This is a genomic window from Oerskovia enterophila, from assembly GCF_044748475.1.
GTDB classification, from domain to species: Bacteria; Actinomycetota; Actinomycetes; order Actinomycetales; family Cellulomonadaceae; genus Oerskovia; species Oerskovia enterophila.
On sequence record NZ_JBIVFZ010000003.1, the window covers coordinates 333,840 to 346,550 of the forward strand.

A 12,711-nucleotide genomic window follows, 5' to 3' on the forward strand; every position below is an offset into this window, starting at 1 on the left:
GAGGGTGGCCGGGTGTGGGAGCGTGCGACGAGCCCACGCCGACGCCACGGACCACGTCGACCGGGCCACCGGCTCGACGAGGAGCGGGACGCTCAGTCCTCGCCGTAGAACACGCGCTCCATGACGGCACGCGCCCGCCGGGCCGTGCGCAGGTAGCGATCCTCGAGCTCGGCCCCCGACTCCTCACCGATCACGCGCGCCAGGCCCGCGAGCGCCCGGACCTCGTGCGGCAGGACGTCGGCCGAGGGGCCCCCGGTGCGCCCGGACCAGAGCACGAGCGCGCTGCGCAACCGCGACGCGAGGTGCCACGACTCCCCCAGGGTCGCGGCGTCGTCGGGCGTGACGATGCCCGCGTCCGCGGCCGCCTCGAGGGCGTCGACCGTCGACGTCGTCCGCAGGCCCGGGACCTCGTGCGCGTGCTGGAGCTGGAGGAGCTGGACGGTCCACTCGACGTCGGAGACCCCGCCGCGGCCCAGCTTGAGGTGGCGCGACGGATCGACGCCGCGGGGCAGCCGCTCGGCCTCGACGCGCGCCTTGATGCGCCGGAGCTCGCGCTCCGTCGCGGGCTCGACCCCGCCCGCCGGGTAGCGCACGGGGTCGACGAGCCCGACGAAGCGCTCGCCGAGCCCCGGGTCTCCTGCGACGGGCCGTGCGCGCAGCAGGGCCTGGCTCTCCCACGCGGCCGACCAGCGGTCGTAGTACTCGGCGTAGGACTCGAACGAGCGCACGAGCGGGCCGTTGCGGCCCTCGGGGCGCAGGTCGGCGTCCACGGGCAGCCCCGGCTCGGGTCCCATGTCCCCGAGCAGCGAGCGCAGACGGGTCGCGACGAGGAGCGCGAACGCCTGGGCGTCGCGGTCGGCGGCCCCCTCGACGGGCTCGTACACGAAGAGCACGTCGGCGTCCGAGCCGTAGCCCATCTCCCGGCCACCCAGGCGTCCCATCGCGACGACCTGCAGGCGGGCGGGATCGTCGGCAGGGCCCGCGATCCCGAGCTCCTGGCGCGCCACGAACTGCGCGACCCGCAGTCCGCCCACGAGCAGCAGGTCAGCGGCGTCGGAGATCGCGCGCGCCGCGTCGACCGCGTCCACGACGCCCAGGATCTCCGCGGCCCCCGTGCGTGCGAGCTCGCGACGGCGCACCGCCCGCAGGGCCTTGGCCGCAGGACCGGCCACGTCGGCACGGGTCAGGATCGCGTCGGCCTCGACCGCCAGCCGGGCCGCTCCGCGCGGGGCCAGCTCGGCGTCGTCCGCGAGCCAGGCGACGGACTCGGGCGAGCGCGAGAGGGCGTCGGCCATGTAGCGCGAGCTCGACAGGAGCGTCGCGAGACGGTGCGCGGCCGACCCCGAGTCGCGCAGCAGCTTGAGGTACCAGTGGGTCGAGCCGAGCTCCTCGGACAGCGTGCGGAAGTTCAGGAGCCCCGCGTCGGGGTCCGCGCCCTCGGCGAACCAGCCGAGCATCACGGGCAGGAGCTGACGCTGGATCGCCGCGCGGCGGCTCACGCCCTCGGTCAGCGCGACGACGTGGCGCATGGCACCCGCGGGGTCGCGGTAGCCGATCGCCTGGAAGCGCGCCTTGGCCGCCTCCGGTGCGAGGCTCGCCTCCTCGGTCGAGAGCTGCGCGGTCGCCGGGAGCAGCGGCCGGTAGAACAGCTCCTCGTGCAGCGCGCGCACCTCGCGGCGCGTCGCGCGCCACCGTTCCATGAGCCCTTCGGCGCCCTCGGAGCGCATGCCCACCGACCGGGCCAGACGGCGCAGGTCGTCCTCCCCGGTCGGGATGAGGTGGGTGCGGCGCAGGCGGAAGAGCTGGATGCGATGCTCGAGCGAGCGCAGGAACCGGTAGCAGGCGGCCAGGCGGGCGGCGTGCTCGCGGCCGACGTAGCCACCCGCCGCCAGCGCGGCGAGCGCCGTGAGGGTGCTGGGGCTGCGGATCGAGTCGTCGGCCCGGCCGTGCACGAGCTGCAGGAGCTGGACCGTGAACTCGACGTCGCGCAGTCCCCCCTTGCCGAGCTTGAGCTGGCGGTCCGCCTCGGCGGCCGGCACGTGGTCCTCGACCCGGCGGCGCATGGCCTGGGAGTCCTCGACGAAGTTCTCCCGCGCCACGGCCGTCCACACGAACGGGTTGATCGCGTCGTGGTAGGCCGCCGCGAGCTCGGCGTCCCCCGCGACCAGCCGCGCCTTGAGCAACGCCTGGAACTCCCAGGTCTTGGCCCAGCGCTCGTAGTACGCGAGGTGGCTCGCGAGGCTCCGCACGAGCGGCCCGTTCTTGCCCTCGGGGCGCAGCGCGGCGTCGACGGGCCACAACGGCGGTTCCGAGGACGTGCCCGAGCAGACCCGGGCGAGCCCCGTCGCGAGGCGTGCCCCGACGCTCGTGGCGTAGGCCTCGTCGTACCCGTCGGCGGGCTCGGCGACGTAGATCACGTCGACGTCGGACACGTAGTTGAGCTCGCGCCCCCCGCACTTGCCCATGCCCATGACCGCGAGCCGGACGCCCCCGCCGTGGTCGTCGAGCTCGGAGCGGGCGACCGCGAGCGCGGCCTCGAGCGCGGCCGCAGCCAGGTCCGCGAGCGCCGCGGCCACGGCGGGCATCGCGGTCAGGGGGTCGAGCGCGGTGAGGTCGGTCGCCGCGATCCGCAGGATGCGCGCACGGTAGGCCCGGCGCATCGCGTCGGTGGCCGCACCGACGGGGACGGCCGCGACCGGCTGCCCCGCGTCGGGCTCCGCGTCCACGGCGCGCAGCAGCTCGGCGCGCACGGCCTCCGCAGGCACCCCGGTCCCCGGCGTCGGGTCGGCGACGACGTGCAGCAGCTCGGGGTGGGAGACCAGGTCGTCGCCGAGCGCGACCGAGGCGCCGAGCACCGCCAGGAGGCGGTCACGACCGGTCGGGACGGGGCCGTGCGGTGCCGTTGCACCCTCCGTGGAGCCCGCGGGACCGGGACCGAGGTCGCCGGCACCCTCGCCGGCCGCATCCCCCGCGTCCGCCGACCGCTCGTCGGCGGCGGCCTCGCCCGCCGCCGCGCCCGAGAGCACGTCCCTGAGCAGCGTGCACGACGCCTCGTCCCCGGCCACCGCGGACGACAGCCGGGCGAGCTGGAGCAGCGCAAGGTCAGGGTCCGCGGTCGCGCCGACCGCGGCGAGCAGCTCCTCGGACAGAGGCCCGAGGACCCCCACGAGGTCCTTGTCGTCGAGCAGCGACAACGAGCGGGTGACGTCGGCGAACCCGAGCCTGCGCAGGCGCGAGGTCGGGGTGGTGCGCCGCGACCCCGCGGGCGCGCCGAAGCTGCTGAGGGGAGCGCCGCCGTCGGGCCCCGGGGTCATCGCGACCACCAAGGCCCGACGGGCCCGCGCGAGGACGGGCTCACAGGACCTGCAGGAACCGCTTCAGCTCGAACGGCGTGACCTGCGAGCGGTACGCGTCCCACTCCTGGCGCTTGTTGCGCAGCACGAAGTCGAACACGTGCTCGCCCAGGGTCTCGGCGACGAGCTCGGACGTCTCCATGATCTGGATCGCGGCGTCGAGCGACTGCGGCAGCGGCTTGATCCCGAGCGCACGGCGCTCGGAGTCCGTCAGCTCCCACACGTCGTCCTCGGTCTCCTCGGGGAGCTCGTAGCCCTCCTCGATGCCCTTGAGGCCCGCCGCGAGGATGACCGCGTACGCGAGGTACGGGTTGGTCGCGGAGTCCAGCGCGCGGTACTCGATGCGGCTCGAGTTGCCCTTGCCCGGCTTGTACATGGGCACGCGCACGAGCGCCGAGCGGTTGTTGTGGCCCCAGCAGACGTAGCTCGGGGCCTCCGACCCGCCCCACAGGCGCTTGTACGAGTTGACGTACTGGTTGGTGATCGCGGTGATCTCCGCGGCGTGGACCAGCAGGCCCGCGATGAACGAGCGCGCCGTCTTGGACAGCTCGAACTGCGCACCGGGCTCGTGGAACGCGTTGCGGTCGCCCTCGAACAGCGACAGGTGCGTGTGCATGCCCGAACCCGGCTGGTCGGCCATGGGCTTCGGCATGAACGACGCGAAGACCCCCTGCTCGAGCGCGACCTCCTTGACGACCGTGCGGAACGTCATGAGGTTGTCGGCCGTGGTCAGGGCGTCGGCGTAGCGCAGGTCGATCTCGTTCTGGCCGGGGCCGGCCTCGTGGTGGGAGAACTCCACCGAGATGCCCATCGACTCGAGCATCGTGATCGCCGCGCGACGGAAGTCGTGCGTCGATCCGCGGGCCAGGTGGTCGAAGTACCCGCCCTGGTCGACCGGGACGAGCGGCGACGAGGCGTCGGCCGGGTGGTTGAAGAGGTAGAACTCGACCTCGGGGTGCGTGTAGAACGTGAAGCCCTTGTCGCTCGCCTTGGCCAGCGCACGCTTGAGCACGTTGCGCGAGTCCGCGAGCGAGGGCTCGCCGTCGGGCGTGAGGATGTCGCAGAACATCCTGGCCGTCCCGTGGCGGTCGCCGCGCCACGGCAGCACCTGGAACGTGGTCGGGTCGGGGCGCGCGATCATGTCCGCCTCGTACACGCGCGTGAGGCCCTCGATCGAGCTGCCGTCGAAGCCGATGCCCTCCGAGAAGGCCGACTCGAGCTCGGCGGGCGCGATCGCGACCGACTTGAGCATCCCCAGCACGTCGGTGAACCAGAGACGGATGAAGCGGATGTCGCGCTCCTCGACCGTGCGGAGCACGAACTCCTGCTGCCTGTCCATGGCTACATCCTGCCTGATGAGTGTGTCGAGCGGGTTACGACGCGTCCTGACGGCGCGACGTGTCGCCAGCGTGCCACGGCCGCGCGCCGAACGGTACCGATGGGCACCTGACCGGCGGGTTCGCATAGGCTGGCGAGCATGGCAGAACTGCGCATCGCCCTCGCACAGATCGACACGTGCGTCGGAGCGATCGACCAGAACACGGCGAAGATCCTCGAGTGGACCCGGCGCGCGGCGGGCGAGGGCGCCCACGTCGTCGCGTTCCCCGAGATGACGCTCACGGGCTACCCGATCGAGGACCTGGCGCTGCGCGCCTCGTTCCGTCGCGCCGCATGGGCCGCAGCGGCCGACGTCGCCGCGCAGCTCGAGCGCGAGGGCCTGGGCGGCGTCACGGTCGTCCTGGGCACCGTGGGGACCGCCGGGACGCCGGACACGCCCGAGCGCGCGGCCTCGGGGGCGCCGGCCGACCTGCCGACCAACCGCGCGGTCGTCATCCAGCACGGCGAGGTCCTCGCCGCCTACGACAAGCACCACCTGCCGAACTACGGCGTGTTCGACGAGTTCCGCATCTTCGCGCCCGGGACCGAGCCGCTCGTCGTCGAGATCGAGGGCCGCGCGGTCGGCATCGTCATCTGCGAGGACATCTGGCAGGACGGCGGGCCGATCACCACGCTGGGCGGTCTCGACGAGGCCGGCCACGGGATCGACCTGCTGCTCGTGCTCAACGGCTCTCCGTATGAGGAGGGCAAGGGGCACGTCCGCACGGACCTTGCCGCGCGCCGCGCCGCGGAGGTCGACGCCCCCGTCGCGTACGTCAACATGGTCGGCGGGCAGGACGACCTGGTGTTCGACGGCGGGTCGTTCGTCGTGGGCCCGGACGGCTCGGTGCTCACGTCCTCGCCGCAGTTCGTCGAGGACCTGCTGGTCTGGGACCTGCCCGCGCGGACGTCCTCCGCCGACCTGACGGGCACCGCGCCGGCGACCGTCTACCCCACGGGGCGCATCGCTGCCCCGCTGCACCCCGACGAGGAGGTGTACCGGGCCTGCGTCACGGGCCTGGCCGGGTACGTCCGCAAGAACGGCTTCCGGTCGATCGTCCTGGGCCTGTCCGGCGGGATCGACTCGGCGCTCTCCGCGACCCTCGCGGCCGACGCGATCGGCGGGCAGAACGTCGTGGGCGTCTCGATGCCCTCGTCGTACTCGTCAGAGCACAGCAAGGACGACGCCGCCGACCTCGCCAAGCGCCTCGGCGCCGACTACCGGGTGCAGCCCATCGCGCCCATGGTCGAGGCCTTCCAGGGCGAGCTCGCGCTCGAGGGCGTCGCCGAGGAGAACCTCCAGGCGCGCGTGCGCGGCGTTGTCCTCATGGCGATCTCGAACCGCGAGGGCCACCTCGTCATCGCGCCGGGCAACAAGTCCGAGCTCGCGGTGGGCTACGCGACCATCTACGACGCGGGCAGCATCGGCGGCTACGCGCCGCTCAAGGACGTCGACAAGTCGCGCGTGTGGGCCCTCGCGCGCTGGCGCAACGACGCCGCGCTCGACGCGGGCGAGATCCCCCCGATCCCCGAGTCCTCGATCACCAAGCCGCCGTCGGCCGAGCTGCGACCCGGCCAGACCGACCAGGACTCGCTGCCGCCCTATGACCTGCTCGACGAGGTCCTCGACGCGTACATCGAGCACGCCGAGGGGCGCGCCGAGCTGCTCGCACGCGGGTTCGACCCCGAGGTCGTGGACAAGGTCGTGACCCTCGTGGACCGCGCCGAGTGGAAGCGGCGCCAGTACCCGCTCGGTCCCAAGGTCACCTCGCTCGCGTTCGGCCGCGACCGCCGCCTGCCCGTCACGTCCCGCTGGCGCGAGCCGGCCGAGTAGTCGGGCTCACCGCCAGGGCCGCACGCCCCACCTGCTTCCCGAACGACCGGCCCACCGACCACCGGCGGGCCGCACGACCTGGAGAGACGAGAGCATGTCCGCACACACCCAGCCCGGCCAGACTCCGGCCACGCCCGTCAAGCGCTTCCGCGTCCACCACCTCGCGGAGGCCAAGGCGCGGCACGAGAAGCTCACGATGCTCACCGCGTACGACGCGGTGACCGCCCGCATCTTCGACGAGGCGGGCATCGACATGCTCCTCGTCGGCGACTCGATCGGGAACACCATGCACGGGCACCGGACCACGCTGCCCGTCACGGTCGACGACATGATCCCCGCCGCGCGCGGCGTCGCACGGGCCGCGCAGCGTGCGCTCGTGATCGTGGACCTGCCGTTCGGCTCGTACGAGGCCGGGCCGGAGCAGGCCCTCGCGACGAGCGTGCGCATCATGAAGGAGACCGGCGCGCACGCGGTCAAGCTCGAGGGCGGGCGTCGCTCGGCCGCGCAGATCCGGGCGCTGACCGACGCGGGCATCCCCGTCGTCGCGCACCTGGGATTCACGCCGCAGTCGGAGAACATCCTGGGCGGGCCGCGCGTGCAGGGCCGCGGGGACGACGCCGCCGAGCGCCTGTGCGAGGACGCCGTCGCCGTGACCGACGCGGGCGCGGTCGCCGTGGTCCTCGAGATGGTCCCGGTCGAGGTCGCGGCCCGCGTGACGGAGATCGTGCGCATCCCGACCATCGGGATCGGCGCGGGTCCCGAGTGCGACGGCCAGGTCCTCGTCTGGACGGACCTCGCCGGGATGACCGAGTGGTCGCCGCGCTTCGCCAAGCGGTTCGCGGAGATCGGTGCGGCCCTGGGCCGGGCCGCGCAGGACTACGCGGAAGAGGTCAAGGGCGGCACGTTCCCGGACGCGGCGCACAGCTTCGAGAAGTAGCCCCTCCCCGCCCGACGGCGTCGCTCCCCAGGGTGCACTGGTGCGCCCGGGGTGCGTGGCGCCGTCGGGCGTCGCCGTGCCCGGGCCTCTTGCCTCGGGGCGGGGACGCTCGCCGGCCTGCGGTTGCTCCGGGGAGAGGGGGCTACCCCGCCCAGGCGACCACGCCTGCGGCGATCGCGTCGGCGTAGCGCTGGCGTCCCTCCTCGGAGGACGCCAGCGCTGCCTCGTCCGGGTTGCGCATCTCGGCGAGCTCGAGCAGCACCGCGGGGCGCGCGGCGAGGTTGAGCGTCGCGAGGTCGCCGCGCCGCGAGATCGCGCCGGCGACGCTGCCCGACGGCGTGAAGCCGGCGGATGCCAGGGCTCCGACCATGGCCGTCGCGAGACGCTCGCTCGACGCCGCGTCGTCGGCCCGCGGCGGGCCGTCGATCTCGACGACCGGCGGCGGGTCCGCGACGATGACGAAGAACCCCTTCGCCGCGCAGTCGTCGCTGCCGTTGGCGTGGACCGAGACGAGCACGTCCGCCCCCACCGCCTGGGCGAAGCCTCCCCGGACGTCGACGCACGGCCCGACCCCTTCGTCGTCCACGCGCGTCACGACGACCCGTGCACCGAGGTCCTCGAGCGCCGTGGTGGCCCGCGAGGCGACGTCCCACGTGAACGCGTGCTCGGGGTAGCCCGCGTCGGTCGACGTGCCGACCGTGTTGCAGGCCTTTGCGCCCCCTCGGCCGTCCGGCACGAGCGCACCGGCCTGGTCCGGGTGCTGGGCGTTCGCGCCGTTGTGCCCCGGGTCGAGCGCGACCGTCAGCCCGGTCAGCGGGAGCGACGCAGGGTCCGGTGGGGACGATTTGCCGGAGCCGGCGACGTCTGCGAAGCCGGGCGCGTCGTCGGCGTCGGCCGCACCCGAGGTGAGCTCCGTCGTCGGGCTCGGGGAGGGCGCCGGGCGCTCGTCGCCCGCGCCGCTGCCGAACGCGAGCCAGGACACCCATCCCACCGCGAGGCCCGCGAGCAGCACCGCGAGCGCCACGGTCCACCGGCCCGCCCGACCGGCAGGATCCGTCACTTGTCGCGCTCGCGCTCCCGTTCCTCCTCGTCCCAGGCCTCGGAGCGGGCACGGGCCAGCTCGAGCGCCTGGGCCGCGGCCTCACGCGTCGGGTACGGGCCCATGCGCGAGGACCACGTCGACTGCGGGCCCTTCGAGACCTCCCCCGTGCGCGTGTCGAAGTAGTACTGGTCCTCGGAGACCGGGTCGCCGTCGTCGGAGAATCGTTCCTTCGTCATAGGACGATCCTGCCTCACCCGCGCGCACGGCGTCGGCCGTACGCACCGGGCCACGGGCACTCCGTAGACTGGCGGCATGCCCGATTCCTCCGTCCTGACCGCCCCACGCGGACCGTTGGTCCCGGGGTCGGTCTCTCCCCTGCGCGTCGTGCCACGCTCGATCGCACGGCCCGAGTACGTGGGGCAGCCCGGCCCGCAGCCCTTCACGGGCGACGACGTCGTGGACCCCGAGACCCTCGACCGGATCCGGGTCGCGAGCCGCATCGCGGCCCAGGCGCTCGCCGAGGTCGGGATGCACGTCGCCCCCGGTGTGAGCACCGACGAGCTCGACCGGATCGGGCACGAGTTCCTCCTGGACCACGGCGCCTACCCGTCGACGCTCGGCTACCGCGGCTTCCCCAAGTCGCTGTGCACCTCGCTCAACGAGGTCGTGTGCCACGGGATCCCGGACTCGACCGAGATGGTCGAGGGCGACATCGTCAACGTCGACATCACCGCGTTCATCGGCGGCGTGCACGGCGACAACAACGCCACGTTCGCGGTCGGTGAGATCAGCGAGGAGGCCGCGCTGCTCGTGCAGCGCACGCGCGAGTCGCTCGACCGGGCCATCAAGGCCGTGCGACCCGGGCGCGAGGTCAACGTCCTGGGCCGCGTGATCGAGAAGTACGCGCACCGGTTCGGCTACGGCGTGGTGCGCGAGTACACGGGCCACGGCGTCGGCGAGTCGTTCCACTCAGGGCTCGTGATCCCGCACTACGACGCGGCCCCCGACCACGACACGGTCATGGAGCCGGGCATGGTCTTCACGATCGAGCCCATGCTGACGCTCGGCGGCCCCGAGTGGCGCATGTGGGACGACGGGTGGACCGTAGTCACCGCGGACAGGTCGCTGACCGCGCAGTTCGAGCACACCCTGGTCGTCACCGAAGACGGAGCGGAGATCCTGACCCTGCCATGAGCAAGCACTCACACCACCACCACGGGCTGGCCTTCGGGATCGACGTCGGCGGCAGCGGCATCAAGGGCGCACCGGTCGACCTCACCACGGGCGAGTTCGCCCAGGAGCGTCACCGCATCCCGACGCCGCAGCCCTCCACGCCCGAGGCCGTCGCCAAGGTCATCGCCGAGCTCGTCGACGAGTACGACCTGCCGCACGACGTCCCGATCGGCGTGGCCTTCCCCGGCCCCATCCACCACGGCGTGATCGGGTTCATCGCGAACCTCGACAAGTCCTGGAAGGGCGTCGACCTGCCCGCGCTGATCAAGAAGGAGACCGGGCGGCACGTCGTCGCGGTCAACGACGCGGACGCCGCGGGGATCGGCGAGGTCCGCTACGGCGCGGCCAAGGACACCAAGGGCGTGGTCCTGCTCGCGACCCTGGGCACGGGCATCGGCAGCGCCCTGGTCGTCGACGGGATCCTCGTGCCCAACACCGAGCTGGGCCACCTCGAGATCGACGGGTTCGACGCCGAGTCACGGGCCGCGGAGTCGGCGCGCGGCCGGGAGGACCTCTCGTGGGAGGAGTGGGCCGCTCGGCTCCAGCGCTACTTCGAGGTCGTCGAGATGCTCTTCTCGCCCGACCTGATCGTGGTCGGCGGCGGGATCTCCAAGCACCACGAAAACTTCCTGCCGCTGCTGCACCTCAAGGCGCCCATCATCCCGGCCGAGCTGCGCAACGCCGCGGGCATCGTGGGCGCGGCCGCGCTGGCAGCCGAGGGAGCCGGGCTGGCCTGATCGGCGGTCGGCCTGACGGCAGGCCGACCCGGCCGACTTGTCCGGCCGCGCTCGGACGGGTGCGCCCGGCGCTTGTTCGGGCCGGACACCGACGGACGTGGTCCGTCCCGCTCCGCCGGGCGTGGTCCGGCCCGCCGCGAGGTGGGTCAGACCGCGCTCTGGTGCTGTGGTTCGTCGTGCTCGACATGGTGCGTCGGCAGCCCCGGGAAGATGTCGATCACGCCCAGCATCTCCAGGACGTCCGTGACGACCGTCGGAGGGTTGCGCAGGCTGACCTGCAGTCCCTCCTCGCTGCCGATCGTGTAGAACTGCACGAGGAACGCGATGCCCGTGGAGTCCATGAACGTCACCTTCGAGGTGTCGATCACGACGGGCACGTCCCGGTCCAGTGCGTTCGCCAGTGCCGCGCTCGCCTCGCTGCGCAGCGCCACGTCGATCTCGCCCCACATGTCCACGACACTCGATTCCGGCTGCTCGAGGAGAGTGATACCGCCGGTGGTCGTCGTCTTGCTCGGAGTCATGAGTCCAGAGCCCCCGCTCGTCGTGTTCTCGGCACCCGACGTCTAGAGCGCCGTCAACAGAGCCAGGGTACCCCCAAGTGGCACCGGCATGACAGCATTCTGGGGAGCGCTTTACCTGGGACGCCGTCGGCGTGCGTTTTTGGGCGAATCCTCCTCCTGGTCGTCTTCGCCGCTCTTGACCTGCTCTGGCCCGGTGCCACGTGCCGAGCAAGTGCTGCGGGGTCGTCGTACGGTCGAGAGACCTGTTCATCGAGACCTCGAGAGGTGATCCTGTGCCCAGGCGAGACCCCGGTCCTTCGGTCAAGGACAAGGAGCTGTACGAGACCCTGCGCGACGAGGGGAACTCCAAGGAGAAGTCCGCGCGCATCGCCAACGCCGCGGCGGCGTCGTCCCGCAGCGCGGTCGGAAAGAAGGGTGGGTCGTCGCCCGCCTACGAGGAATGGACCGTGGGCGAGCTGCGCACGAGGGCTCGCGAGATCGGGATCGAGGGCCGCTCGACCATGCGCAAGAGCGAGCTCGTGTCGGCTCTCCGGAACCACTGACGAGTCCGGGATGGACACGGGCGGCGGGGGTGGCCGGGGGCCCGCGAGCGATCGGGCTGGCGGCCCGGGGGCCGGCGGCCCAGATCCCCGGCACTCGCGGTCGTCCGGGAACGACGTGGCCGGCGCTGCCGACTCGCGCCACGAGTCGGCCGAGGAGCGCGCCGACCGCAACTGGGCCGAGCTCCTGCAGGAGCTGCGCGTCACGCAGATGGGCGTGCAGATCCTCACGGGCTTCCTGCTGACCCTGCCGTTCCAGCAGCGGTTCGGCGAGCTCGACCACACCCAGCGCACGATCTACCTGTGCCTCGTGGTGCTCTCGGTGCTCGCGACCGGACTGCTCGTCGCGCCCGTGTCGTTGCACCGCCTGCTGTTCCGCAAGCACCTCAAGATGCGGCTCGTGACGTCGGCCGACCGGTTGGCGCGCGTGGGGCTCGTGGTGCTCGCGCTCGTCGTGGCCGGGACCGTGCTGCTGATCTTCGACGTGGTCGTGGGGCCGGCCGCCGCGGTGATCGCGGCCGTGGGGGCGCTCGTGCTGTTCGCGCTGCTCTGGGTGGCGCTGCCGCTCGAGCTCATGCGGCGAGCGCGGTCAGCCGACAGGTGACGGGTGACGGGTGACGGCTCAGACGCGGTGGTCGTAGACCGCCTCGACCGCCTCGTAGGGCGCCTCGCCGGGTACCAGGTTGAGCATGGTCATGCGTCCGCCACCGCCCTCGACCGGAGCGACGAAGATCTGCCAGCCCCAGTCCGGCCCCTCCGGTGCGGCATAGCTCCCGGTCAGCCGGACGACGCCGTCCTCGCCGACCGTGCCGGCGAACAGCATCCAGGCGGGCGACGAGTGCCACGAGTCGAGCCAGACCGCGGAGACCCCCTCTGGTCCGGAGCCGCCGCTCAGAAGGAGCAGCCCCTCCTGGGGAGCGTCGCCGTCGGACCACGTGTAGGCGAGCGAGACGTACTCACGCGCCGTGACCGTCACGGACGCCGTGGCGTCCGACGCGACGAACTCGTCGGTGGGCAGGAGCCGCTGACGGTGGACGCCCTGCCACTGCCCCAGCACCGGGGCCAAGCACTCGACGATCCTCATCCAGCCAGCGTACGCAGGGGGCGGTGCGGGCGACAGGGCCAGAGACGTTCTCCT

12 protein-coding genes are annotated in these 12,711 nt (G+C 72.9%); 6 read left to right on the plus strand and 6 right to left on the minus strand.

Annotated features, from left to right (window positions below; translation table 11 throughout):
• Nucleotides 1-92 precede the first annotated feature (92 nt).
• Nucleotides 93-3,314, minus strand: a complete 3,222-nt coding sequence (locus ACIPWA_RS10855) for a bifunctional [glutamine synthetase] adenylyltransferase/[glutamine synthetase]-adenylyl-L-tyrosine phosphorylase (RefSeq protein WP_400290095.1) — start codon at nucleotides 3,312-3,314, stop codon at nucleotides 93-95.
• Between the two features lie 40 nt (nucleotides 3,315-3,354).
• Nucleotides 3,355-4,692, minus strand: a complete 1,338-nt coding sequence (locus ACIPWA_RS10860) for a glutamine synthetase family protein (protein ID WP_056651115.1) — start codon at nucleotides 4,690-4,692, stop codon at nucleotides 3,355-3,357.
• Between the two features lie 138 nt (nucleotides 4,693-4,830).
• Between ACIPWA_RS10860 and ACIPWA_RS10865 the strand changes: the two genes are divergently transcribed.
• Nucleotides 4,831-6,564 carry an NAD+ synthase gene (locus tag ACIPWA_RS10865; RefSeq protein WP_400290097.1) on the plus strand — a complete coding sequence of 578 codons (1,734 nt, stop codon included), beginning with the start codon at nucleotides 4,831-4,833 and terminating at the stop codon, nucleotides 6,562-6,564.
• A 94-nt stretch (nucleotides 6,565-6,658) separates the two neighbouring features.
• Complete coding sequence (panB, locus tag ACIPWA_RS10870; protein WP_056763464.1) at nucleotides 6,659-7,501, plus strand: 3-methyl-2-oxobutanoate hydroxymethyltransferase; 843 nt, start codon at nucleotides 6,659-6,661, stop codon at nucleotides 7,499-7,501.
• Between the two features lie 142 nt (nucleotides 7,502-7,643).
• Here panB and ACIPWA_RS10875 read toward each other — a convergent pair whose 3' ends face one another.
• Nucleotides 7,644-8,561: an N-acetylmuramoyl-L-alanine amidase gene (locus ACIPWA_RS10875; protein WP_400290099.1), complete on the minus strand. Its 918-nt coding sequence runs from the start codon at nucleotides 8,559-8,561 to the stop codon at nucleotides 7,644-7,646.
• Nucleotides 8,558-8,779: a hypothetical protein gene (locus tag ACIPWA_RS10880; protein ID WP_056651104.1), complete on the minus strand. Its 222-nt coding sequence runs from the start codon at nucleotides 8,777-8,779 to the stop codon at nucleotides 8,558-8,560. The genes ACIPWA_RS10875 and ACIPWA_RS10880 overlap by 4 nt, the downstream gene beginning before the upstream one ends.
• A gap of 76 nt (nucleotides 8,780-8,855) precedes the next feature.
• Here ACIPWA_RS10880 and map point away from each other — a divergent pair, with 76 nt between their 5' ends.
• Both map and ppgK read left to right on the plus strand, forming a co-directional pair.
• Nucleotides 8,856-9,737: a type I methionyl aminopeptidase gene (map, locus tag ACIPWA_RS10885; protein ID WP_056651102.1), complete on the plus strand. Its 882-nt coding sequence runs from the start codon at nucleotides 8,856-8,858 to the stop codon at nucleotides 9,735-9,737.
• The gene (ppgK, locus tag ACIPWA_RS10890) at nucleotides 9,734-10,513 is read left to right on the plus strand and encodes a polyphosphate--glucose phosphotransferase (protein WP_400290102.1); all 780 of its coding nucleotides are present in this window, start codon (nucleotides 9,734-9,736) and stop codon (nucleotides 10,511-10,513) included. The genes map and ppgK overlap by 4 nt, the downstream gene beginning before the upstream one ends.
• A 146-nt stretch (nucleotides 10,514-10,659) precedes the next feature.
• Here ppgK and ACIPWA_RS10895 read toward each other — a convergent pair whose 3' ends face one another.
• Complete coding sequence (locus ACIPWA_RS10895) at nucleotides 10,660-11,034, minus strand: STAS domain-containing protein (protein ID WP_068625897.1); 375 nt, start codon at nucleotides 11,032-11,034, stop codon at nucleotides 10,660-10,662.
• Between the two features lie 272 nt (nucleotides 11,035-11,306).
• Here ACIPWA_RS10895 and ACIPWA_RS10900 point away from each other — a divergent pair, with 272 nt between their 5' ends.
• Both ACIPWA_RS10900 and ACIPWA_RS10905 read left to right on the plus strand, forming a co-directional pair.
• The gene (locus tag ACIPWA_RS10900; RefSeq protein ID WP_400290104.1) at nucleotides 11,307-11,576 is read left to right on the plus strand and encodes a DUF7218 family protein; all 270 of its coding nucleotides are present in this window, start codon (nucleotides 11,307-11,309) and stop codon (nucleotides 11,574-11,576) included.
• Between the two features lie 115 nt (nucleotides 11,577-11,691).
• The gene (locus tag ACIPWA_RS10905) at nucleotides 11,692-12,177 is read left to right on the plus strand and encodes a DUF6328 family protein (RefSeq protein WP_400290106.1); all 486 of its coding nucleotides are present in this window, start codon (nucleotides 11,692-11,694) and stop codon (nucleotides 12,175-12,177) included.
• A gap of 18 nt (nucleotides 12,178-12,195) precedes the next feature.
• Here ACIPWA_RS10905 and ACIPWA_RS10910 read toward each other — a convergent pair whose 3' ends face one another.
• Nucleotides 12,196-12,657 (minus strand): DUF1579 family protein, encoded by a 462-nt coding sequence (locus ACIPWA_RS10910; protein ID WP_354506627.1) that lies wholly within the window; start codon nucleotides 12,655-12,657, stop codon nucleotides 12,196-12,198.
• Nucleotides 12,658-12,711 lie beyond the last annotated feature (54 nt).